Below are 23,966 nucleotides of genomic sequence, written 5' to 3'. Positions count from 1 at the left end.
GCCCCAAACTGCTAACTCCGTTGAGGATAGAGTAGGTTATACATAGCCAAGATAAGTATCTTTTAGAGAATTTATCCTTTCCTTAGCCCAAAGTAAATAAAAACTTTTATTTTGTAATATTTAGAATAATTTAGTAGAGAATATTTTTTTTAAGTTTGAGGGCATTCTAAATACAAAAGCAAAATCTTCTCAATTGATGTTATTTCTAGAGTCAGAGGGGAGGAGAGCTTGTGATTGATGAGATGAAGGAGGTTAAACCAGAAGATTGCCTTGCTGTTGGCGGGGGTATGGGCGAAATAACGCGAAACTCCGAAAGAGTCGCTTCGCTAACGCTCGAATGGCCAAAAGCCCTAGCGGTTCCTGTTAGTACTTGGCTCCAGACCTTGCTAAGTATCATCTTAGCCTCGCGCTTCTCGGTGCTGTTTCAGCGGGGAACAGAGTACGCCCAGTTCTACAACGACGGATTCCGTCGGATTCTTGATGTCAACCAGCATCCTAGAGCAATGCGACAGGCAGCATACCCTTGGCGGACAGAATTTGGGTATATCATCTCATCTATATCTACGAGGCTTACTTAACATTTTCTCACAGTCTCATTCACGACGATTCGGAGCGTGTTGTCAGTACTTTCCAATCTGTTACCGAACCCACAGAAGGGATTCTTAACAAGCCACGCCTATTCAGTCTTAAGGACTTAGCTACTAATGCTATAACAGCACAAGTAGCAGCAGATGCCTGTCGAATTTCAGCAAAAAATTTAAGTAATATTAAGATATGCAAGGACAACGGTTTCTGGCTTGATTTGTATTTTCCGAGGTTACTTTGGTATGGATGGGCGATTTGAAAGAGATTTTAGGACAAACAGCTAAAATGAAGACTTTAGAGCCGCACTAGATACGGGTTTTCACACCATATACATCAAGCCAAATAAAACTTTAAATAGAAATAAATTCTAGAGTCTGCCCAACACTATTGGAGATACCAATGAATATTAACGATTGCGCTCAAAATACGATTTTAATTGTTGATGACAATCCCACAAATTTAAAAATATTGTTTGATGTTTTAGCCGAATCTAAGTTCAAAGTGTTGGTAGCAGAAAATGGTGAAAGTGCAATTGAGAAAGTTGCATATGCAACGCCAGATATAATATTGTTGGATGTACTGATGCCTGGGGTAGACGGTTTTGAAACTTGTCGGCGCCTGAAAGCAAATAATTTAACTAAAGATATACCTATAATTTTTATGACCGCACTTACCGACACGGTAGATAAGGTCAAAGGGTTGAATCTTGGGGCAGTCGATTACATCACAAAGCCGCTACAGCATGAAGAGGTTTTAGCCCGCGTCAACATACATCTGAGACTGCGAAACCTTACAAAAAGGCTAACAAAGCAAAATCTACACCTAGAACAAGAAATCTCTGAGCGCAAGCGGGTAGAAGAAGATTTACGACGCCATACAGCTGAGTTAGCAGAGTGGAAAAATCGTTATGAAGCAGTGATTCAGGCTAGCGGCCAGATTTTATACGACTGGGATTCTCATACTAACGATGTAACGTATGATGGCGATATAGAAAGAATATTAGGCTACTCGATAGAGGAGATGTCAGGAGGTTTGAGTCGCTGGATCGAGTTGATTCACCCGTTAGATAAAAATTTGTTTAAGGCAGAAATCAGCCGCGTTTTATCAAAAAAAGAACCATTTCATTTGGAATTCCGTGTAGTTAGGAAAAATGGTAGTTACATCACAGTTGAAGAAAATGGCTATTTCTTTCTAGATAGTGCAGGCGATATTAGTAGGATGATTGGCTTTATTGTTGATATCAGCGATGCTGTGGCGGCGGCTACGCAACGCCAACGAGCAGAAGAGGAACGAGAACAAGCTTTTAAAGAACTCCAAAAAAGTGAAGCTCGGTTTAAATGCTTAGTTGACTCCAATATTATTGGAATCATGTTAGCAGACTTAAGCGGTAAAATTGCAGACGCTAACGATACGTTTCTAAAGATGCTGGGATATGAACGCGATGAACTGGTATCAGGGCAATTAAGTTGGGATAAATTAACTCCACAGGAATATCGCGATTTGGATGAAAAAGCGATGGCAGAACTTACAACTTCTGCCGTTTGTACCCCATTTGAGAAAGAATTTATCTGCAAAGATGGTAGCCGCCTTCCTGTTTTGGTGGGTGGAGCGCTCGTAGAACCGTCTGAAGAAAACTCTGTGTGTTTCGTCCTAGATATCAGCGATCGCAAACAGGCAAATAACAAAATCCGCGAACAAGCTGCTTTGCTGGATATAACCACAGATGCTATTCTCGTTCGGGATCGAAACAACGAAATTATATTTTGGAATAAAGGCGCTGAAGTTCTTTACGGATGGAAAATAGAAGAAGTTATTGGCAAGAATGCTAACCAGCTTTTGTATAAGGAACCTTATCCTCAGCTCCAAAAGAATCAAGAAATTATTGCTGAAAAAGGTGAGTGGCAGGGAGAATTGCATCAAGTCACGCAAGATGGTAAAGAACTTGTCGTTGCGAGCCGCTGGACTCTTGTGCGGGATGAAGATGGGCAGCCAAAATTTATTCTTACTGTCAACACTGACATTACAGAAAAAAAGCAACTCGAAACCCAATTTCTGAGGGCACAACGTATGGAAAGTATCGGCACTCTGGCAAGCGGTATTGCCCACGACCTTAACAATTCGCTATCACCAATTCTAATATCTGTTCAATTGCTAAAACAAAAAATCCAAGACGAACAGAGCCAGCGGCTACTAAAAATATTAGAAACTAATACTAAACGGAGCGCCGATTTAGTTAAACAAGTGCTGTCCTTTGCCCGAGGAGTAGAAGGTCAGCGTTCAATTCTACAAGTCGGGCATTTAATATTAGAAATTGAGCAAATTGGTAGACAGACATTTCCTAAAAGTATCGACATACGCACTGATATACAGACTTTAGAACTTTGGCCTATCTCTGCTGATTCTACGCAACTGCACCAGGTACTGATGAACCTGTGCGTTAATGCTCGCGACGCTATGCCAAACGGCGGTGTATTGGAGATTTCTGCCAGAAACATATGGATTGATGATAGCTATGCCCGCATGAACATTGATGCTAAAATTGGCCCATATGTTGTGATTACAGTTTCCGATACAGGTAGTGGCATTCCTGCGGAAATATTGGAGCGTATTTTTGAACCATTTTTCACTACGAAAGAACTGGGTAAAGGTACTGGCTTAGGTCTTTCAACAGCAATCGGCATAACAAAAAGTCATGGCGGTTTTGTGAAGGTATTTAGCCAACTGGGAAAAGGAACTCACTTTAATGTCTACTTGCCAGCAACGGATACAGCTATCACAAATGAAACAAGTAAGCCTAGTTACGAATTGCCCAGAGGGGATGGAGAATTAATTCTCGTTGTTGATGATGAAGACTACATTCGAGAAACTACAAAAATGTCGTTGGAAACTTATGATTACAAAGTTTTAATTGCTAACGATGGCATAGAGGCGATCGCGCTATATGCAGAACACAAAGCAGACATTAATGTTGTGTTGATTGATATCATGATGCCGTCGATGGATGGCCTAACAGCCATCCGCACCTTGCAAAAAATAAACCCCGAAGTAAAAATTATTGCTGTTAGCGGACTTTCCTCAAATTCTCAGATAGCTGAAGCTGTTGGCAGTAATGTCAAAACCTTTTTGCCAAAACCTTATACGTCAGAGGAATTAGTGAAAAATGTACAAATGGCTCTCAGTAAAAAGTAGATACCTTAGCTTTTAACGCCTGGGTTAACTTTAGGCACTTAATAGTAGCTGCATATACCGCTAAAAAGCTAAATGTTTGCTAAATCGCGCCAATCGCTTGCCCTATATCAACCACAACAATCAGGTATTTCCCAACCAGATTAAAATTTTGGCGATCGCTCCCCAAAAAACAGCCAGATAGCTTAATCTATAGCTTTGGCGATATCTATTCTCTTGTTAACTGTTTGCCGACACCAGCACTGATAAAATCATGTTGTTGGATGCCAAAACAAATAATTATGTCGTCAAAACTTAATTATCAGCTTATATAAAAGTTTTACTGCGCTGGGGTAATTCTGTGTCACCTTCAGTTCTTGAGTGGGAAAACCTGCGCCTTGACCGTAATAGCTGTCAAGTGACTTATAAAAATAACCTGCTAAATCTGACTCCCTTGGAGTATGGTCTAGTCGAGCTGTTCTTGCAAAACAGCCAGCAAGTATTTAGCCTCACAGAGCTACTAGAAAGCCTCTGGGCTATGCGAAAACAGCCGAAACAGAAGGCGGTTAGATGGCACATCCAAGGGTTACGCCACAAACTCAAAGCAGCAGGGGCACCTGCTAATTTTATAGAGACGGTTTATGGGCTGGGTTATCGTCTTTGCAGACAAAAAACATTCTGCACGAGTAGTAAAGCAAGCCAGAGTGCAAGTCTTATAGAGACGTTTCCAAGCGCGGATTCGCAATCTGACGATCCAGATAGTTCCACAAAGGAGGAAGAACAAAGAAATTTACCAATTCATCAATTTTCTCCATCGCCTTTGCACCCCAGTAACTTAAGCTTTCAGCCTTTCTCCCTCTGCGTACCTCCGAGTTTCTTCGCAGTCCCAGCCTTATCTGTTCCAGACCCACACCAGCTCCCAACGCAGCTACAGATCCAGGCAGCAATGGTCAGCGTGTGGCAGCGCTTCAAAGACAAGATCGTGGCTAGGGTAATTGTAATTGAGCAGGCGATCGCGGCTGTGCGTTTGGGCGAATTATCCGAGGGGTTGCGTTCTGAAGCAGAGTCGGAGGCTCACAAGCTGGCGGGTTCATTAGGTACTTTTGGTTTTCCTTGTGGTTCTCTTTTAGCCAAGGAAATAGAGGAAATTTTTAACAGCGGAGCGTTTTTAGGTGAAAATGAGGCTCTACACTTAGGCGAACTGTTAGCTGTTTTACGAAACGAGCTTCTAGAAACAGAAAAATATCCGGGAAGCGGGTAACATAGCAGCAAAAAATATTAAATGCCTCATGGAGATTTACAGCGGGATAGGGGTTTGTACAGCCACTCATACAACACAACATTTGGCGATGAGTTCTTCGATTGGTTAGCGAAGCGTAGCGCCAAGCGCTATACCACCACGCAGCGGACTTGATTTAATTGGGCGATCGCGCGTATGCCTCCTTTTTTTAGCCAACTCAGCTGAACCAGCTAGTACTAATTGCTAATATGCCTCCCGATAGATGACAATTAAAAGATTGAGCAGCATAGCGCTGCTTGTTGAGAGAGCCATCTTTGTCACCCCTGTCGAGGTAGAAATATGCAGCCTTGTGAGAAAGTAAACATTCTCCTGGTGGATGACAGCCAGCATAATCTGCTGGCTTTGGAGGCTATACTTGAGGGCTTGGGCCAAAATCTGGTTTTAGCCAGTTCGGGAGAGGAAGCCTTAAAATGTCTCCTCAAGCAGGATTTTGCCGCGATCTTGCTCGACGTGCAAATGCCCATTCTAGATGGATTTGAAACAGCAGCCTTAATTCGAGAACGGCAGAAGTCTAAGCACACGCCAATTATTTTTCTTACAGCTTTTAGTAATAGCGACTCGCTGATATCCAAAGGTTATGCTCTTGGTGCAGTGGACTATCTGCTCAAGCCAATCGTGCCAGAAATATTAAGAGCCAAGGTAGCTGTGTTTATCGATTTGTACAAGAAAACGCAGCAACTGAAACGACAAGCAAAAGACCTAGCGCTTACTAACAAACAACTAAAACATGAAATTAGCCAACGCAAGCGTATAGAAGATGAACGAGCTAATTTAGTAAACATCCTGGAAACAACTTCGGATTTTGTTGGTACTGCGAACATTAACGGAGAAGTCCTCTACTTAAATCGTGCCGCACGGATAATTTTGGGAGTCAGCGAGAATGAGGAAATATCAGCTCTAAAGATACCGGGCGTCCATCCGACTTGGGCAACTAAAATAATTCTCAATGGGATAATTGCAAATCCCCTTGGTAATCGTGTCTGGATTGGTGAAACTGAATTTTTAAGCGCTCAAGGATGTGAAATACCAGTTTCGCAGCTAATTATGTCGCACAAATCTCCCAATGGAACTGTTGATTATATTTCTACAATTGCGCGTGACATTAGCGATCGCAAAGCTGTTGAAGAAGCATTATCCGAAAGTGAAGAGTGCTTCCGCCGAGCATTTTACGACGCCGCAATTGGCATGGCGCTTTTATCAACTGATGGGCGTTGGCTGCAAGTCAATCGCTCTTTGTGCGAAATTGTCGGCTATTCAGAGCAAGAATTGCTGACAACAACATTTCAGGCAATCACCCATCCAGACGATTTGGATAAAGATCTCGAATACGTGCGCCAAATGCTAACTGGGGAGATTCGTTCCTACGAAATGGAAAAGCGATACTTGCACAAGCAAGGGCACGTAGTATGGATTTTGTTAAGCGGTTCCTTGGTACGCGATGTCGAGGGGAACCCGTTGTATTTTATTGGTCAAATCCAAGACATTAGCGATCGCAAGCGCGGGGAAGAAGCGCGATCTCAATTAGCTTCTATTGTCGAATCTTCAGATGACGCTATCATCGGCAAGACCCTAGATGGCGTCATTGTTTCTTGGAACTCTGGTGCCCAGAAGATTTATGGCTATAGTGCCCAAGAAGTCAAGGGGCAACATATTTCGATTTTGCTACCACCAGATCGCTTCGATGAGATGGAGGAAATTCTAGAAAAACTAAAGCGGGGAGAACGTATTAACTCTTATGAAACAGTGCGCGTGAGAAAAGATGGCAAGCAAATTGATGTCGCCCTAACCGTTTCTCCGATTCACGATGCTAATGGCAAAGTAACAGGTATTTCGGCGATTTCTCGCGACATTAGCGATCGCCGACTGATAGAACGAATGAAAGATGAGTTTGTCGGCGTCGTCAGCCACGAACTACGCACGCCCCTTACATCAATTCGCGGTGCATTGGGCTTGCTAGCAGGTGGTCTGCTAAAATCGCGACCTGAAAACGCTACTCGCATGCTGGAAATAGCTCTAAGCAACACTGACCGCCTAGTGCGCCTGATTAACGACATTCTAGACATAGAGCGAATAGAGTCGGGGCGCGTTCCTTTAGAAAAGCAGCTTTGTAATATCGCAAATCTGATGTCTGAGGCGTCAGACGCGATCGCCCCCGTAGCTGATAAGGCAGGGGTTGCTATATCAGTGTCTCCCATTTCAGCCCAAGTCTGGGGCGATCCAGACCGCATCATCCAAACCCTGACGAACTTACTCAGCAATGCCATCAAATTTTCGCCCGAAGGCTCTACAGTCTGGTTGAGCGCCACAGCTCAAGATAAAGAAATCTTGTTTGAAATCAAGGATCGCGGACGGGGAATTCCTGATAATAAACTCCAAACCATCTTTGAGCGATTTGGGCAAGTCGATGCGAGTGACTCGCGAGCTAAAGGAGGCACAGGTCTAGGTTTAGCGATCTGTCGCAGCATTGTCGAACAGCACAAAGGTCGCATCTGGGTTGAAAGCTGTTCGGGTGGCGGTAGTAGCTTCTACTTTACCCTACCAGTAGTTAAAGAAATCCAAATTGCCCCTGTAACAGAGCTAGCAGATATTCAGCCATCCCTAGAGCGAGCGATCGCTACCTTAATCCTCGCCTGCGATGACGAACCTGCGGTCTGCACAAGGCTCAAAACTTCACTAGAACAGCGAAACTACCACGTTTTAATGTCCAATTCTGGTCGGGAGGCGGTGGACTTGGCCACGCAAGAGCAACCGACGGCGATTTTACTCAACTTGCTCGTCCCCGGTATGAACGGCTGGGAAACCGCTGCTATCCTCAAACAGCGCCCCGATACCAAGGATATCCCCATCATTCTCTTCAGCGATTTATCCCTAGAGAACAAGGCTAACTCTCCTCATGCAGATGTTAGAGGTTGGGTAGCTAACTCCCTAGACGAAAATACATTATTCCATGCTCTAGAGCAGTCGGTGCAGCAGCGAGAAAAGTTAGCCACAGTCTTAGTAGTTGAGGATGACATCGATCTGGGGCGAGTGATCGCAGCTATGTTTGAGCGACGGGGCATCAAAACTTTCCACGCAACTACTGATCGAGAAGCTATCGATCTGAGTCAGCGCATCACTCCTGACTTGCTGGTATTGGATCTGGTGCTATCAGAATCAGATGGTTTTTCTCTAGTAGATTGCCTACGGCAGCATGACCGCCTGAGCCAAATCCCGCTAGTAGTATATTCTGCTAAAGATGTGGATAATGCTGAACGGGAGCGGCTGCGTCTGGGACAGACAGAGTTTCTGACCAAAGGGCGCATTTCACCAGACGAATTTGAACAGCGCGTTATTTCCTTACTTAATCGAATTATTCCCCACAGTTAATCGCTGGTTGAGAAAGGCAAAAGCAAAAAGTTGCCTTTTTACTTTTTGGGTCATTGGTCATGGGTCAAGCGAACAACAGACACAGACAAGGTACAAAATGACGGCAAAGCGTATCTTAGTGATTGATGATGAAGAGGATATCCGGGAAGTGGCTCAACTTTCTTTGGAGATGGTGGGAAACTGGGAAGTCCTGACGGCTGGCTCTGGTCGTGAGGGTCTTGCTGTCGCCGCTGCCGAACTGCCGGATGCTATTCTTCTAGATGTGATGATGCCCGACCTGGATGGCCCGAGTACGTTTGAGAAGTTGCAGGAAAATCCAAGGACGCGAAACATTCCTGTAATTTTGCTAACGGCAAAGATGCAAGCTGCCGATAGACGCCGCTTCGAGCGATTAGGAATTAATGGAGTTATTGCTAAACCTTTCGACCCCATGACTCTTGCCGAGCAAGTGGCAGAAGCTTTGCAACCCTAACCCTCTCCCTGTGGGAGAGGGTTAGGGTGAGGTTTCCTTAGCGGAAGTTGCCTGGACTTAAGCGACGAGGAGTAGAGCGTGAATTGCTACGGAAACGCGCTCCTCCTATCAGTTTTGCCCCAGTTCCGCCGTCTGCTGAATCTAAGAAGGGTCGCAGGTTAATACCATTCGCTCTCATAGAATTTCCGCCGATGCTGCCGATGCCTTTGCCTACTCCAGGCAACCCGGCTGCACCCAGCATTCGGTCTAGCAGTTCGCTATCTTTACCGCCACCTACAAAGGTGTTGACGCCTTCTGTCGTTTTGCCACTGTCAGCAATTGTTAGGTTTTCAAACACGCGATCGCGGGTTATATCTGCACTCTGTCCTGGGGGTACTGTAAGCACAATCCTACAGGTGCGATCTTTCTGCGTAGTTACACAAATCGTATTGTAGTTATTCTCTACCGCTGTTTGCAGTTCTTGCAAGCCATCTGGGCGGTACGTTTCCAATCGGCGGCTAATTTCGTTACAACGACGTTCTGGCGACCAACCGCTCCCCATTGCACTAGGAGTCGCCCAAGGGTAGGATTCATTGGGTTGGCTTTTTGGGTGGTACATTACGGTGTGCTGACCGTTAAACAACTCGCAGCTAAACCTTGCTGCTTGAGTGACTGTTCTGTTATCCGATGCTGAACCAGTGGTTGTCGTTGTTGACTCGTCACCTTCTGTCTTAGTATCTACCTCAACATCTTCACGTTGAGGTTTAGTTAAGGAGTCGTTTGAGGTGGTATTCGGCTCGGCGGCGATCGCCGCCCCCATACTTACTACCATTCCCAAACCAATTGCTAAACCAATACTTTTCAACGAAACCTTATACATCGGTCGTGACATAGAAACAATCCTCATAGCAGATTTCAAGACTCTTTTTTGCCCCGCATCGCCCCCCAACATCCCTGCTTCTTACCCAGCATCCTGATAATTAAATTAGCTACTTACTTCACAAATCTTTGTAAATAGCCTTTGTATCTTATACTACGGAAGAGGCGAACCTGGGCGGGCAACTGCTGAAACTGGACGCAGCGGGGTATTGCTATAAACGTATACTGCTCCCCTAGATGTCAGTATGACGGGTAAAACTGAAAAATGTTCCCTTCAGTTCTGAGTATCTACGCCCTTGGTAAGATTTTGCAGTCTAGTCTAATTAAAAGGAGTACAAGCAAAGATGTCTGAGGCAGTAAAGGCGCTGACAGTTCCCAGAGAATATTTGGAAGCGCCAGCGAATCTAAGCCCGACACTACTAATGTTTTTAGCATCGGCGATCGCTGCCGTGCTATCAAACTTTGGTTATTGGCTGTGGAACTGGCCTGATTGGTGCTGCTTTGTCATCAACGTCATTGCTTTGCATATCTGCGGGACGGTGATTCATGATGCCTGCCACCAATCTGCCCATCGTAATAAAATTGTCAATGCTATGTTAGGGCATGGCAGCGCGTTGATGTTAGCATTTGCCTACCCCGTCTTTACCCGCGTTCACTTACAGCATCATGCAAATGTAAACGATCCGGAAAACGACCCGGATCATTATGTTTCTACAGGTGGGCCGCTGTGGTTAATTCCGGTGCGCTTTCTATACCACGAAGTATTTTTCTTTAAAAGGCGGCTGTGGCGCAAATATGAATTGCTGGAATGGTTTTTGAGCCGATTGGTAGTCGGTTCTATTTTCTATGTGTCAATTCAATACCACTTTTTGGGTTACATTCTCAATTTTTGGTTTATACCCTCTTTCATAGTAGGGCTGGCACTAGGATTGTTTTTCGATTATTTACCGCACAGACCATTCCAAGATCGCGATCGCTGGAAGAATGCTAGAGTCTACCCCAACTCAATTTTAAATGTGTTAATTATGGGGCAAAATTACCATCTCATTCATCACTTGTGGCCTTCTGTTCCCTGGTATAACTACCAGCCAACCTATTACGCTATTAAGCCATTATTAGATGCCAAAGGATCTCCGCAAACTTTGGGATTGTGGAAAGGGAAAGCTTTTTGGAGTTTCGTCTATGACCTCTTTTTGGGCATCCATTTTCACGGTCACAAACCCAGCGTGAAATAAAAGGTCGCACCTTGTTCAACACTTGCTTCAACCCAAATGCGACCGCTATGACGCTCAATTATTCGCCCCACTGTAGCTAAGCCAACTCCCGTGCCTTCAAACTCAGTAATCGAGTGCAAACGCTGGAAAGGTTTAAATATTTTTTCAGCGTGTTTAATATCAAAACCAACACCGTTATCGCGGACGAAGTAAATAGGGGTAGGCAATTGGGGATTAGGGGTTGGGGATTGGGAAGAGGCCGTAAATGCATTATTGCGTTCCTCTAGTTCAGCGTCACCAGCCCCTGGTCTCCGGTTACTATCAACTATGCCAAATTCAATGATGGCATTTACTTTAGAACTTGTGTACTTCCAAGCATTACCCAGTAAGTTTTCTAACATTAATCGTAATAGCCCTTCGTCCCCTTGAGCGATCGCACCTTTGGCTATGTTAAATGTTACGTTGCGGTCAGCTTGCGTACTTTGCAGCTGGAGTGCAATACTTTCCGCTAGGCTGCTCAAATCAACGCTTTGCGGTTGAACTGGAGTGCGTGAAATGCGCGATAAATTGAGGAAATCATCAATCATTTTCCCCATCCGTTGACCTGCCAGCGCCATACGTTGGAGATACTCCTTACCCTCCTCATCCAGACTGTCAGCGTAAAATTGCTGTAGCAGCAGTGTAAAACCGTTGATATGTCGTAGCGGTGCGCGTAGGTCGTGCGAAACAGAGTAGTTAAAAGCCTCTAACTCTTTGTTAGCAGCTGCTAGTTCAACACTTTGGCGCATCAATTCTTGATTCAAATCTATTATTTGCTTTTCTGCCTGTTGGCGCTTGGAGATCTCGCGATGCATTTGATAATAGACAAAGCAGAGCAGGCAAAAATTCAGAAATATACCAATTAAGTAACTTAGAATTGTGTTGTGGGCGCTAGTTTTCTCCTTCTCAGACCGACCAGCCAGCAAAGCGTTCTCCTCAGTTTCCATCTGGTCGATCAGATTCCGGATTTCATCCATTATCTGTTTTCCCGAACCAGTCAAGACAAATTCCCACGCAGCGTTATATCCTTTTGTCTTGCGTAATTCAATCGTATACTTAAGAAGCTCAAATCTGTCGGAAATTTTCAACTGTAGGACGTTAATCCGTCGTTGTTGGTTGACGTTATCTGCTGTCAATTTCCTCAGCCGCTGTATACGTTCATCTATGGCAAAGATGGCCTTGTTATAAGGTTCTAGATAAGTTTCTTCTCCTGTGATGATATAGCCCCGCTGTCCAGTTTCGGCATCAGTAACAGTGGTGAGTGTTTTTTGCAGTTCTTTAAGCACCTCTTGCGTATGTGCAGTCCAGCGACTGTCCTGGATCAGGCTAAGGGTGCGCGCATAACCAACCAAACCAGAAGTGAGCAAAATTGCCGAGCCTAGAGCAAAACCTCCGACGATCTTGTTTTTGATAGACCAGTGCATCCCCAACTCACTTTTAGCCAAAATTGTTTTTTATAGATAATTAAATGTTGCAACAAATTTAACCCCTTAGCCTCCTTCCGAGAGGGGGAAGGAAGCGGGGGAGAAGCTATAATTTCGTGCAACAGGAAAGTTTTAGAGTTGGGGAAACCTACAAGGTGGCTGGAGCGAGTTGCCAATCTGGTCTAAGGTTTTTTGCCCCGCGCAGATAAGGATGATGAATTTTCTTATGGGCGGCTGGCATATTAACGTGAATTAAAAACCGGATGCAACGCTCTAAGCCGCCTTCGACGTGCATTTGCTGCACGTCGAGGAGGGGAACGTTGTCCCAGAAAGGACGCTGGCGGGCGATCGCGGCAGGAAAGATAGCATCTAGATCGCGGGTGACAGAGAAAACAACGCTGATAATCTCATCTGGGTCTAGTTGATTACGCGATTCCAATTCATCCATCAGTTCCGTGACCGCTTCTCGGATAGCCTGAACGGAATTTTCTGAAACAGTTGTTGCCCCGCGAATTCCTTTTACTCGCCACTCCACGCAAAAATCCTCCGTTTATTTACTTATTTTTTAATTGTTAATTTTCTTGTGGGTTGTTGGTTATTAGCAGCGATCGCTAACTGCCAACAACCCACAACTATAACAACGAACAACCAAAAACTAATAACCAATTACCTAGCGATTATGGTCTATATAACCACAAAGGCAGGCCGCTGGTAGATTGATCAAACTCTAACCACTCTAACCCAGTTGCCAACCTTGTTGGCAATTGCACTTTTTGTGATGTCAGACGGGTTAACAAGGGTTTACGCTCTTCTAAGGTATAACACTGAGCTTTCTCAGGGTCTAGATTTGCTAATTCTGCTGCCCAGCGCCTTGCATCTTCCTCAGTTCCCAGCCTGTCAACGATACCCAACTCTTTAGCCTGTTCTCCGGTAAAAATGCGCCCATCGGCGAAACTTTTTACTTTTTCAATGTCCAGGTTACGCGCTGAAGCAACAGTTTGGACAAACTGGAGGTAACTGGTGTCGATCAATTCTTGGAGAATTTCCTTTTCTGGCTCAGTCAGTTCCCGATCAAAAGATAGGATATCTTTATAGGGGCCGGATTTGATAACTTTGAAAGAAACTCCAATTTTTTCGAGCAAACGCTCGATGTTATTACCCCGGATGATAACGCCGATGCTACCCGTGATCGTGCCTGGGTTGGCGACTATGTGTTCTGCTCCCATGCCGATGTAGACTCCGCCAGATGCGGAAATATTGCCGAAACTGGCAACAATTTTGACTTTCTCACGCAGTCTGGTTAGGGCGCTGTAGATTTCTTGAGAATCCCCAACCGTACCGCCAGGACTGTCGATGCGTAGCAGTAGAGCTGGGAAGCGTTTTTCTTCAATGGTTTTAAGTGCTTCCAGAACTCGCTTGCGGGTTGCGCCTGCGATCGCTCCTGTAATTTCTATTCGGGCTATTTGTTTGCGAAATTTGGGCTTAAAAGGCCAGATCATGTGCGGTGAACGAACCAGTCGTGAAAGAATGTATTAATTTCGGGAAGTCGGTTTGCGGCGATCCCTTCTCTAGTTTGCACGATCTCTGTTAGTTTCGTGGCCTAGCTTGGTTGTAAGCCTGATTTTCATATACTTACCCCCTGTCTCGTATCCAAATTCTCGAGCAGATCTGCAAATTGGCTATTTTTAAATAAAACTTAGACGGAGAGTTTGCTTTTGCTGTACAGAAATTTATACTTTTATTTCCATGCCTGCTAAAGGTTAGGCATCAAAAATTTGAGAATGCAGAAAGTAGAGTGGGCTGAGACAGCCTCCACTCTACTTAGGAACAAAAACTATTGGCAACCAGAATTATTCTGGCCGTTCGTTAACGATAAGCGGAGTTGTCGTTGTTCTTACGGAACAGATTGGCGAGACCGATTAGACCTAATAATCCCAGCCAGCCCCAGTTATTATTGCGATCGCGTCTTTCAGGGCTAACTTGTTGGTAAGGGGTAGTACCTGTAGTCGTCGTGCCAGTCCCGGTTGTCGTATCAGTTCCAGTCGTGCTGGGTGATGTGCTGCTTCCACCTGTCGTGCCAGTAGTCCCGGTAGTCGTGTCAGTTCCGGTCGTGCTGGGTGATGTGCTGCTTCCACCTGTCGTGCCAGTACCAGTAGTGCTACTTCCACCTGTCGTGCCAGTAGTCCCGGTAGTCGTGTCAGTTCCTGTCGTGCTGGGTGATGTGCTGCTTCCCCCCGGCGTGCTGCCTAGACCACTGCCAGTTCCTCCAGTCGTGCCAGTACCAGTAGTGGTGTCAGTTCCTGTCGTGCCAGTTCCCCCGGTTGTGCTGGGTGATGCGCTAGTACCTGTGGTGCTGGGTGATGTGCTAGTGCCAGTACCTGATGTCGTACCACCACTAGATGTGCCACTACCTGTTGTCGAGCCACCAGTAGATGTGCCAGTCTGGGCAGAAGCAGGTACCGTTAAGGGCAAAGTAGCTGCACTCAGGGCAAAAGCACTCGCCAAAACAACTTTTGAAAAATCAGAAGGCTTCATAGTATTTGTTTCTCTTTTAGATCCCTGCGGGTTGTTAATATTCAAAAAGTCATTGACAACTACTTACCTGCTGAATTGAGTAGACCGAACGCAGACCTCTTTAAGAGTCTTGAGCCTTCCTCAATCAGCGCTACTGACCAGATCACTTGGGCCAAGCCAAAAATTTTCAGCTTGCGATCTGGCGGTAGTTTTTTCCAGTTACTCTGTGTCTCCTGGCTTGCAACTAAAATGAGTTAGTAACCAGGAGTGTTTGGAACGCGATCGCGATCGCTGCTAGCTACACCTACTAGCCCCAATCCTCACCTTTCGCGAAACCATTGTTGGTAACACCCTGGCTTCAACTCGCTCCGTCGATATTAAGAAAAGTAACTGTTACTGTCTCGCCAAACTTCTATCCCAGGAACCAAGTCATTTTCTCTCTAAAGAATGAGCCTGATGTTAAGCAAGTTTGTTACGTCCGTTACAAAAAACCCTAAAACGCTCTACAGGCTTGTATTCTGAATGCGATAAAAATAGCATATGCGGACATAAATTAGGTATGGCAATCCTAAATACCCAAGTCTGGAGATATGCCGCAAGGCGATCGCAATTGCTTAACACAAGTTCACAATTGAGTACAATAATGTAAAGCAAAGCCGTGTAATTCCCACAAACGCGATCGCATGCAGCTAAAACTCACGGAATCCAGACTTCCTCTAGCAACAATGCTACTAATAGCCCCATTTTTCCTTTGGGGGACAGCAATGGTAGCGATGAAAGGTGTCATCCCCAATACCACACCGCTATTTATGGCTGGGGTGCGCTTAGTGCCCGCTGGCATATTAGTTCTGATTGCAGCATTTTTGATGGGCAGACCGCAACCCAAAGGGTGGGCGGCTTGGCTGTGGATCGGCTTGTTTGCCCTAGTGGATGGCGCAATGTTTCAAGGCTTTTTAGCCTTTGGACTGGTTAGAACCACTGCTGGTTTGGGTTCGGTGATGATTGACTCTCAACCCTTAGCTGTAGCTTTGCTGTCGTGGTGGTTGTATGGAGAACAGATAAACTTTTGGGGCTGTATAGGTCTGGGCGCGGGCGTTTTGGGTATTACTTTAATAGGCGTAGGCGATGAGTTGGTTTTCAACCTGCTGCACGGAGGAATATCGACAGTAGGGACGTTGCAAATAAGCTCTATATTTCAGCTATTTGAGAACGGGCAGTGGTTAATGTTATTGGCAGCGTTGTCAATGGCAGTGGGAACGGTGACAATTAGGGCGGTTTGTCGATATGCCGATCCAGTTACAGCGACGGGATGGCACATGATTTTAGGCGGTCTGCCGTTATTTGCACTCTCAGGATTGTGGGAATCAGAGCAGTGGACGAATATTGATTCGTATGGGTGGATGGCGTTGGGTTACTCGACCGTATTTGGCAGCGCGATCGCCTACGGGTTATTCTTTTACTTTGCTTCTAGCGGCAGCCTAACCAGTCTCAGTTCCCTGACCTTTCTTACACCAGTATTCGCCCTGTTGTTTGGCAGCATCTTCCTAGCTGAGGTTCTCAGCCCGTTACAGTGGACTGGCGTCGCCCTTACCTTAGTTAGTATTTATCTAATTAATCAGCGCGATGCTTTAGCGCAAAAGTGGCGATCGCGCAGCCAACCTGAAGCCGTCTCGCTTAGCGCCACGACCTCAGAACTACGCCAGTTGGAGGCATCAGAGCGTCAATTAGCGCAACTTCCCCTAAAAATAACAGAATCGTCAGAGGAAATTTTGCCAAATCGTTAGTAATAAAAGTAGAGACGATTAGGCACACCTCACACAGGAGAGACACTTTTACCGAATCTTCCGTCCGCATTACTGGAATCGATAAATTGATGATTGTGGTAATTGGAGCATCCTATAGTTAATACGGTAATGCCAGTTAGGATTAAGCTAGCTTGAAGCCGTCCCCTAATAGGTAACACTGGCTGTACCTTCTTGGCACCGAGTTGGTTTATGATGCCCTACCGCTCAACTTTGCTATTACTCACCTGCGTTACCTGTATTGCGATCGCCCCCAGTTCAGGTAGTAATTTTGCTTTGGGGGAGGAAGCGATCGCCCAAGCGCCCGCCAGTACGTCTCCCTCTCCAGCAGCAGTTAGAGCGACGCCGCCTGCGACTGTCCTCAAACAGGGCGATCGCGGTGCAGAAGTCGTCGAACTGCAAATGAAGCTTAAGCAGCTAGGGTACTACACTGGAGCCGCAGACGGAGCCTTCGGAGAAACTACAAAGATAGCCGTTGCCAAATTTCAGAAAGCTCTTAAATTACCTGCCGATGGTACTGTAGGTTCTACAACCTGGGATAAACTCCAAGCTGCTCAAGACGCGAAAGCCAATCCCCCCAAAAAAAGTAAGCCCAAAGCAGCGGCTAAACCACGCTCTAAGAAGAAAATGCTTTTTTTGCTACTGAGCGCAATAGTGGTAGCAGCGACAGTGGGAGGATCGGTATACTTGTTGCTCAAATCTTTTGGTAAAGCCATCAATTTAGAGCCAGAAGAAGACGAAGCGGATGATGCTAACCAACAATTGCAAGACAACCCGTTCGATCCCCCAAACCACAGATCGAACGGTATAGCAGCCCATAAAGACACCAGCAGCAACGGCAATAGCAAAAATGGCTATGCTAGTACCGAGCAGTTTTTGGCTGATCCAACTGATACAACAGGCTCCTACACATCCGAAGATAGTTCCGACATACCGCACGAATTGGGTAACAAGACAGCATTACCCAACGTGGATGGGCACTTATCTAACCTATCGCCGCACGAGGAGCAAGCACCTCAAGACGCTTGGCTAGCTGATAGCGATCGCGGTGCAAAAGGCAATGCAGAATTACCCAACGTAGATAAAAACTTTTCTAAGGAAGAAAAGATACCTGACGCACCCAACCCAAGCGGTACCTCATCTAGCCTCTCGCCTACAGCGGACAAAAAACCTCAAGACAGCTTGCACATTGAGCAAACCACTAGGTTGCCTAAAATTGACATTGTTGAGGAATTAATCAAGGATTTACAGGGTGGAAACTCACAAAAGCGACGCAAGGCTATTTGGGAGTTAGCGCAGCGCGGGGACTCGCGGGCGGTACAGCCTTTGGTAGAGTTAATGATTGACTCAGATTCGCAGCAGCGCAGCTTAATTTTGGAGGCGCTGTCGCAAATTTGCACGCGGACTCTGAAACCAATTAACCGTGCTTTGGGGATATCGCTGCAAGATGAAAACGCCGATGTGCGTAAAAATGGTATTCGGGATTTGACACGAATATATGAATTGCTTTCTCAAATTAACCAGATGTTGCGCCACGCCACCGACGATCCGGATGCGGAGGTTAAGCAAACAGCGCAGTGGGCATTAGGACAATTAAACCGCGTCCGCAAGAACTCTGGCGTCGATAATTTGCCGGAGGGAAAATCCGATGAGCGATCGCCATAAAGTTTTGAATTTTGAGTTTTGAATTTTGAATATGACTCATTTTGGAATCATTTCCCCTGCTGCTGTTGGCCATCTCAACCCGATGACTACGTTGGGTCGAGAACTTAAAAGACGGGGACATCGCGTTACCCTAATTGGTGCGCCTTTTGGTAAATCAAAGGCATTAGCAGCAGGATTGGACTTTTGGGTAATAGGCGAGTCTGAGTTTCCCAGCGATCGCACAGTCGAAAGATATGCAAAACTGGGACAACTAACTGGATTAGATGCGTTGGCATACAATCTCAGTCTGGTAAAAGAAGATGCGGCGATGATCCTCCGGGAAACTCCAGCCGCCGCCAAAGCAGCAGGGGTGGACGCTTTCCTCATCGACCAAGTTTCATACGAAGGTATCACTGTTGCACAATACCTGGATCTTCCTTATATCACCGCCTGTACTGGGGTAATGCTGAATCGAGAATATACAATTCCCCCGTTTTTTACATCTTGGAACTACAATCCTGCTTGGTGGGCGCGTCTGCGAAACCGATACGGTTATGCTAAGAGCGATCGCATTGGCAAACCAGTCATGGAGGTAATCGACGAGTTTCGCAAAGAATGGAAGTTGCCCATATATTCTCATCCCGAACAAGCTTACTCGAAATTGGCTCAACTAAGCCCGCAACCTGCTGAGTTTGAATTTCCGCGCAGTGCTTTGCCTAAATTCTTCCATTTCACTGGCCCATACTATAACCAAGCTAGCAGGGAACCTGTCGCTTTTCCTTGGGAAAAGTTAACCGGGCAACCGCTGATTTACGCTTCTATGGGCACTTTGCAAAATCGTCTAATAGAAATTTTCCAATCTATAGCTGAAGCTTGCGTGGGATTGGATGCTCAATTAGCGATTTCTTTGGGTGGCGCAGGTAAACCAGAATCGCTTCCAAAACTGCCCGGTTCGCCTCTGGTTGTTGGCTATGCACCGCAATTAGAATTGCTACAAAAAGCCGCTGTTGCTATAACCCACGCGGGGATGAATACTGCATTAGAATCTTTAAGTAATGGCGTGCCGATGGTGGCAATTCCTATTACTAACGATCAGCCGGGTGTAGCAGCGCGTGTGGCTTGGACGGGAGCAGGTGAAGTTGTTCCTCTACCTAGCTTGGACGTTCCCAAGTTGCGAACTGCCATACAGCGAGTGCTAACCCAAGATTCTTATAAAAAGAATGCATCCCGCCTGCAAGAAGCGATCGCTCTTGCAGGTGGAGTCAGTCGTGCGGCTGATATTATCGAGCAGGCAATATCTACAGGAAAGCCCGTCTTGTCTGCTAACAGATAAACACTTTTTTGTAGGTTGGGTTTCGCTATTGCTTAACCCAACTTCCACTCTTTGCTTTAAAAAGATTACACCAGATTTATTGAGCATCCCAAATTAAATCTAGCCGATCTTGAGCTTTTTTTAGTGCTTTATTTGGCTCGTTACCTAGCAGAGTTTCTTCAATTGCCCGACCGAGATTTTCAGATATACGAGGATAGCCAGAGATATTAGGGCGCGATCGCGCGACAGAGGTCTGGTCTAGAAACACTTTCAATGCTGGCTGTTTAGCTACAAACGCCTTATAAGTCTCGCTTTCCCTTGATTTAAGGTTAATTGGCAAATCCCCAGTACCTACAGCCAATTCAGTTTGGAATTCTTCACTTAAGACATACTCCAAAAACTTCAAAGATGCTTTCTCGCGTTCTGGGGTAGTCTTCATTACAAACAGGTTAGGCCCTCCTATTACCGTCCCCTTTTGCTGTTGAATTGGAATTGGAAAAACATCGAAATCAATTCCAGCTTTTTCCATGTAGCGCACCGTCCAAGACCCTGTTATTTGCATAGCTATTCGACCAGCAACAAAGCGATCTTCTTCATAACCTCGTTCTGGCGCGGAGAGGATAGCGGAACCATCTTTTAATAAATCAGACCACAATTGTAAAGCTGCGATCGCGCCCTTATTCATTAAATTAGGCTTGCTACCTTCTAGCAACTCGCCGCCAGCGCTATACATGAAAGGCACCCAGGTGAAAACAGTCCATTCACCCTTACCCAACGGCAGCATTATCCCATATTGATCTATCTGCCCATCTTTATTTTTATCCTGCGTCAGTTTTTTAGCAGCTTCCCTTAGTTCTTCCCAAGTTTCAGGCAACTTATCGATTCCCGCTGCTTTAAACAAACTTGGACGATAATAAATCCCAATGTTACTCGTACTAAAAGGAATCGACCAAATATGACCATCCAGATTCATTCCACCGAATAGACGCGGATCGATTTCAGACTTCAAAGGTGAGTTATTTAGCCAATCTTCTAGCGATCTGATTGCCCCCAGTTCTACTAATTTACCTGTTAACAGCGAATCAAACCAGAATAAATCTGGGGCTGCATTGCCGACTACAGCAGTTAAAATTTTTGGCATCTGCTGATCTGCTTGACCCGTATAAAGCGATTCAACTTGAATATCAGAATGAGTCTGATTAAATTTGTCTACAAGTTTTTGAAATACATCCCGATTTGGTGGCGGGTTGATACTCTGCCACAACGTCAATTTAATTGGGCTATTTTTGTCCGCATTTGATGACTGACATCCGCACAAAAGCAGCAAGTTAAGGCAAAGCAAAGCTACCCCAAGAAAACGTACCCACTGATTTAGCATTTACAAGGTTATATAAAATACACTTTTTAAAGTATACAATCAAAATATATTGGGATGAATGCCAATAACTAAACTCTGTAATTTTATATTAATGGATGGTTCATATATTATTTTGGGCGATGGGTTTATGTTAATTTGCTGAAGTAGTAAGGGCTACTTATTGAAAGATTACACACCAGTTAAAGAAACTTGAAATAGGCCTGACGCAGATTATCTGCTAAAAGGCGATTATCCGTTTGCACCCAAGATATCCAGGGTTAATAGATATTTATTGGTTATCAAAGGTTACGATAGCGATCGCCTTGACGCTAAACTCAGATTCAACATTTTAAGCTTCACGCATCGCAATTATGAACTTGTGCCAACTGCCACCGCCCCTAAAACCAGGGGATTTGCTCAGAGTAATTGCTTCTAGCGGCGCTTTGCGAGAATTAGATGCCTTTCAGCAAGGTATCGAAGTGTGGCGATCGCGCGGCTACAATGTAAAAATCAGCACCAGTGTTGAAGACCGCTGGGGTTATCTCGCCGGAACAGACGACAATCGCCGCCACCAGCTTAAAGAAGCATGGACAGATCCAGAATGCAAAGCCATCCTCTGTGCTAGAGGCGGTTATGGCAGCGCTAGATTGTTAGAAGACTGGGTATGGCCAGCGTCAAGAGGCGATACGGAAAATCAAAAATCAAAAATCGGAAAGTGGCTAATCGGTTTCTCCGACGTGACTGGATTGCTGTGGAGTCTCAGCCATCAGGGAATTGCAGGCGTTCACGGGCCGTTGCTAACAACTATAGCAGCAGAACCAGAATGGTCGCTAAAGCGATTATTTGACTGCGTGGAGGGACGCAAATTAGAACCCTTGGAAGGTAACGGCTGGGGTGGAGGTACCGTGACTGGTGTGTTGCTACCAGCAAATCTGACAGTGGCGACGCATTTCCTCAACACTCCCGTACAACCGGAACTAGATAACGTCATCCTGGCTATAGAGGATGTGACAGAAGCACCCTACCGCATCGATAGGATGCTGACACAATGGCGAATGACTGGTGCTTTTGAGAAAGTTAAAGGTATTGCGCTGGGACGTTTTAGCCGCTGCGAGGCTCCACAAAATATACCAAGCTTGAGTGTAGAGGAAGTATTGCGCGATCGCCTCTCTAATCTCAGCATCCCCATTGTCTCCGATCTACCCTTCGGTCACGATGGCTGTAATGCCGCTTTACCAGTAGGAATACTGGCTCATTTAGATGGCAACAAAGGCATTTTAAGCGTTAACGATAAATAGGTATCTAACATCTGAGCCAGCCCTTTGGGAACTATCACCGTGTATAATCTGTCCAGACAGAAAGCACGTCTTTTTCGCAGGAAATGGGGCCTACCATGATCGATCGTAAGTTTGTTAATAAAGTCGCTAAAGTCGCTGCAACTATCGCTGTCTCAGGAATGATGATTGCACCGCTTTCCGAGGTAACTTGGGCAGCAACGACGCTAAATAATGGTCAAACTGTTAATGGAGTCATCCGTGCTAACTCTCCAGCATTCCGCTTCAGAAACGACTCAAAAAGAGGCGCTCCTCTAGAAATAGCCGCTGGTGACGAATATGTTTTTAATGCCCAGCAAGGTGACACTATTCAAGTTTCTGTTACTTTTCAGAACGCGGGGCAAATATTGCCTATTTTAGTTCTGACTAATTCACGGACTGGTAGACAAGTTGCCTTCACTAACAGAAATAATTCGCTGCGCTATCAAGTACCTTCTTCTGCTGAGTACAAACTCCTCGTTTTAGCTCAGAATAATTCTCGCGGTAGATATAGCGTTTCAGTATCGGGAATTAATCAGGGGGGAGGAATTGCCCAAAACCCCTCTACTCCAACCACAACCACAGATCAAAAGCGGCAATTTCTGCAAAATGAATATGGGTTGAGACTATTAGATACTTGCCCTCAAGTAAGAAGTTCTTTAGTTGTAGTTGCGTTTCAGGAATTTGGCCAAACTTCCACTTACTGCGCCAATCCCAGCCGCCTTGTCAAAGCAGGAGAATATGTTTATGACTCGGCAAGCAATGAGATAAAGCCTGTTGGATCTATTGGCCAAACTACATCGACTCAAACCACAGATCGCAGAAAAGAATTTCTACAAAATGAGTATGGGTTAAGAGTGCTGGATACCTGCCCTCAACTCAGAAATTCTGTAGTTGCGGTTACGTTTACTGAGTATGGTCAAACTTCCACTTACTGCGCTAATCCCAGCCGCCTTGTCAAAGCAGGAGAATATGTTTATGACACGGCAACTAATGAAATTAGACCTGCTGGATCTGTTGCCCAAAACCCATCTAGTCAAGCTACAGATCAAAGGAAACAAATGCTGTTAAGCGAGTATGGATTGAGGGTGCTGGACACTTGTCCCTCGGTAACGAGTTCTTTGGTTGTAGTTACGTTTAGGGAATATGGACAAACGTACACCTACTGTGCGAATCCTAACCGCGCTGTTGCAGCGGGAGAGTACACCTATGACGTTAGCAACAATGAGTTAAGACCTACTGGAAATGTTGCCCAAACTCCATCTCAAGATGAAAGAAGAAGAATTCTTCAAAATGAGTTTGGCTTGACAGTTCTAGACACCTGTCCTGCGGTAAAGACTTCTGTAGTTTCAGTGTCTTTTGCGGACACAGGTTTAAATTCTACTAGCGTATGCGCTAATCCCAACCGAGTTTTCCCAGCTGGAGAATATACTTACAACACCAGCACGCGCACCTTAGACTCTGCTACAAAACCTCGGCGATGCACTGTGGAAGTTGGCGGCATCTGCCTCGTCAAGTAGACAATCTGGGTTAAGGTCATTGCTTTGTCTGGGCTAGCAGCGAACGCAGACGCATACTAGAATGATAAGCTAACAAATGCG

General features: G+C 45.5%; 17 protein-coding genes. 11 read left to right on the top strand and 6 right to left on the bottom strand.

The genetic code is table 11. The features are described 5' to 3' along the window. The first annotated feature begins 230 nt into the window (after positions 1-230). From H6F77_RS02385 to H6F77_RS02360, 5 genes are all read left to right on the top strand, one after another. Entirely contained in the window at positions 231-578 is a 348-nt protein-coding gene (locus H6F77_RS02385; RefSeq protein ID WP_190484979.1) for a hypothetical protein, read from the top strand. A gap of 406 nt (positions 579-984) precedes the next feature. Further along, positions 985-3,774: a hybrid sensor histidine kinase/response regulator gene (locus tag H6F77_RS02375; protein WP_242021843.1), complete on the top strand. Its 2,790-nt coding sequence runs from the start codon at positions 985-987 to the stop codon at positions 3,772-3,774. Between the two features lie 337 nt (positions 3,775-4,111). Beyond that, on the top strand, positions 4,112-5,011 hold the full coding sequence (locus tag H6F77_RS02370) for a winged helix-turn-helix domain-containing protein (protein ID WP_190484978.1): 900 nt from the start codon (positions 4,112-4,114) through the stop codon (positions 5,009-5,011). A 318-nt stretch (positions 5,012-5,329) separates the two neighbouring features. Next, entirely contained in the window at positions 5,330-8,416 is a 3,087-nt protein-coding gene (locus H6F77_RS27725) for a PAS domain S-box protein (protein ID WP_190484975.1), read from the top strand. 97 nt (positions 8,417-8,513) lie between these two features. Beyond that, a complete protein-coding gene (locus H6F77_RS02360) occupies positions 8,514-8,888 on the top strand; it encodes a response regulator (RefSeq protein ID WP_190484973.1) in 375 nt (124 codons plus the stop codon). A gap of 37 nt (positions 8,889-8,925) precedes the next feature. On the opposite strand, the gene H6F77_RS02355 is transcribed toward H6F77_RS02360, so the two are convergent. Next, positions 8,926-9,774, bottom strand: a complete 849-nt coding sequence (locus H6F77_RS02355) for a COP23 domain-containing protein (protein WP_242021842.1) — start codon at positions 9,772-9,774, stop codon at positions 8,926-8,928. Between the two features lie 316 nt (positions 9,775-10,090). Between H6F77_RS02355 and crtR the strand changes: the two genes are divergently transcribed. After that, positions 10,091-10,981, top strand: a complete 891-nt coding sequence (crtR, locus tag H6F77_RS02350) for a beta-carotene hydroxylase (RefSeq protein WP_190484971.1) — start codon at positions 10,091-10,093, stop codon at positions 10,979-10,981. Here crtR and H6F77_RS02345 read toward each other — a convergent pair. The 4 genes from H6F77_RS02345 to H6F77_RS02330 form a co-directional block, all read right to left on the bottom strand. Then, positions 10,960-12,444: a sensor histidine kinase gene (locus H6F77_RS02345; RefSeq protein WP_190484969.1), complete on the bottom strand. Its 1,485-nt coding sequence runs from the start codon at positions 12,442-12,444 to the stop codon at positions 10,960-10,962. The genes crtR and H6F77_RS02345 overlap by 22 nt on opposite strands. Before the next feature lie 127 nt (positions 12,445-12,571). Beyond that, positions 12,572-12,958 (bottom strand): chorismate mutase, encoded by a 387-nt coding sequence (gene aroH, locus H6F77_RS02340; protein ID WP_190484967.1) that lies wholly within the window; start codon positions 12,956-12,958, stop codon positions 12,572-12,574. A gap of 142 nt (positions 12,959-13,100) precedes the next feature. After that, a complete protein-coding gene (gene sppA, locus H6F77_RS02335; RefSeq protein ID WP_190484966.1) occupies positions 13,101-13,922 on the bottom strand; it encodes a signal peptide peptidase SppA in 822 nt (273 codons plus the stop codon). Between the two features lie 367 nt (positions 13,923-14,289). After that, complete coding sequence (locus tag H6F77_RS02330) at positions 14,290-14,958, bottom strand: WGxxGxxG-CTERM domain-containing protein (protein WP_190484963.1); 669 nt, start codon at positions 14,956-14,958, stop codon at positions 14,290-14,292. A gap of 662 nt (positions 14,959-15,620) precedes the next feature. On the opposite strand from H6F77_RS02330, the gene H6F77_RS02325 reads away from it, so the two are divergent. The 3 genes from H6F77_RS02325 to H6F77_RS02310 all read left to right on the top strand — a co-directional run bounded on the left by H6F77_RS02325 (position 15,621) and on the right by H6F77_RS02310 (position 19,716). Next, on the top strand, positions 15,621-16,721 hold the full coding sequence (locus H6F77_RS02325; RefSeq protein WP_190484961.1) for a DMT family transporter: 1,101 nt from the start codon (positions 15,621-15,623) through the stop codon (positions 16,719-16,721). A 210-nt stretch (positions 16,722-16,931) separates the two neighbouring features. Then, positions 16,932-18,404 carry a peptidoglycan-binding protein gene (locus tag H6F77_RS02315; RefSeq protein WP_199321140.1) on the top strand — a complete coding sequence of 491 codons (1,473 nt, stop codon included), beginning with the start codon at positions 16,932-16,934 and terminating at the stop codon, positions 18,402-18,404. Between the two features lie 31 nt (positions 18,405-18,435). After that, a complete protein-coding gene (locus tag H6F77_RS02310; RefSeq protein WP_190484960.1) occupies positions 18,436-19,716 on the top strand; it encodes a glycosyltransferase in 1,281 nt (426 codons plus the stop codon). A gap of 76 nt (positions 19,717-19,792) precedes the next feature. On the opposite strand, the gene H6F77_RS02305 is transcribed toward H6F77_RS02310, so the two are convergent. Further along, positions 19,793-20,965, bottom strand: coding sequence for an ABC transporter substrate-binding protein (locus tag H6F77_RS02305; RefSeq protein WP_309228786.1), 1,173 nt, complete (start codon positions 20,963-20,965; stop codon positions 19,793-19,795). Between the two features lie 458 nt (positions 20,966-21,423). Here H6F77_RS02305 and H6F77_RS02300 point away from each other — a divergent pair, with 458 nt between their 5' ends. Both H6F77_RS02300 and H6F77_RS02295 read left to right on the top strand, forming a co-directional pair. After that, complete coding sequence (locus H6F77_RS02300; RefSeq protein ID WP_190484956.1) at positions 21,424-22,350, top strand: S66 peptidase family protein; 927 nt, start codon at positions 21,424-21,426, stop codon at positions 22,348-22,350. A gap of 95 nt (positions 22,351-22,445) precedes the next feature. After that, the gene (locus H6F77_RS02295) at positions 22,446-23,885 is read left to right on the top strand and encodes a hypothetical protein (protein ID WP_190484955.1); all 1,440 of its coding nucleotides are present in this window, start codon (positions 22,446-22,448) and stop codon (positions 23,883-23,885) included. Positions 23,886-23,966: the final 81 nt, after the last annotated feature.

This window comes from Microcoleus sp. FACHB-831 (genome assembly GCF_014695585.1).
GTDB lineage: Bacteria > Cyanobacteriota > Cyanobacteriia > Cyanobacteriales > FACHB-T130 > FACHB-831.
Note: the sequence above shows the minus strand (reverse complement) of the source record. Positions and strands in the feature narration are given on the sequence as shown.

Bases quoted from the DNA above. Each gene is read 5' to 3' on its own strand.
- H6F77_RS02375 (WP_242021843.1), top strand. From the start codon at position 985: ATGAATATTAACGATTGCGCTCAAAATACGATTTTAATTGTTGATGAC.
- H6F77_RS27725 (WP_190484975.1), top strand. From the start codon at position 5,330: ATGCAGCCTTGTGAGAAAGTAAACATTCTCCTGGTGGATGACAGCCAG.
- H6F77_RS02360 (WP_190484973.1), top strand. From the start codon at position 8,514: ATGACGGCAAAGCGTATCTTAGTGATTGATGATGAAGAGGATATCCGG.
- H6F77_RS02355 (WP_242021842.1), bottom strand. From the start codon at position 9,774: ATGAGGATTGTTTCTATGTCACGACCGATGTATAAGGTTTCGTTGAAA.
- crtR (WP_190484971.1), top strand. From the start codon at position 10,091: ATGTCTGAGGCAGTAAAGGCGCTGACAGTTCCCAGAGAATATTTGGAA.
- sppA (WP_190484966.1), bottom strand. From the start codon at position 13,922: ATGATCTGGCCTTTTAAGCCCAAATTTCGCAAACAAATAGCCCGAATA.
- H6F77_RS02330 (WP_190484963.1), bottom strand. From the start codon at position 14,958: ATGAAGCCTTCTGATTTTTCAAAAGTTGTTTTGGCGAGTGCTTTTGCC.
- H6F77_RS02325 (WP_190484961.1), top strand. From the start codon at position 15,621: ATGCAGCTAAAACTCACGGAATCCAGACTTCCTCTAGCAACAATGCTA.
- H6F77_RS02315 (WP_199321140.1), top strand. From the start codon at position 16,932: ATGATGCCCTACCGCTCAACTTTGCTATTACTCACCTGCGTTACCTGT.
- H6F77_RS02310 (WP_190484960.1), top strand. From the start codon at position 18,436: ATGACTCATTTTGGAATCATTTCCCCTGCTGCTGTTGGCCATCTCAAC.
- H6F77_RS02300 (WP_190484956.1), top strand. From the start codon at position 21,424: ATGAACTTGTGCCAACTGCCACCGCCCCTAAAACCAGGGGATTTGCTC.
- H6F77_RS02295 (WP_190484955.1), top strand. From the start codon at position 22,446: ATGATCGATCGTAAGTTTGTTAATAAAGTCGCTAAAGTCGCTGCAACT.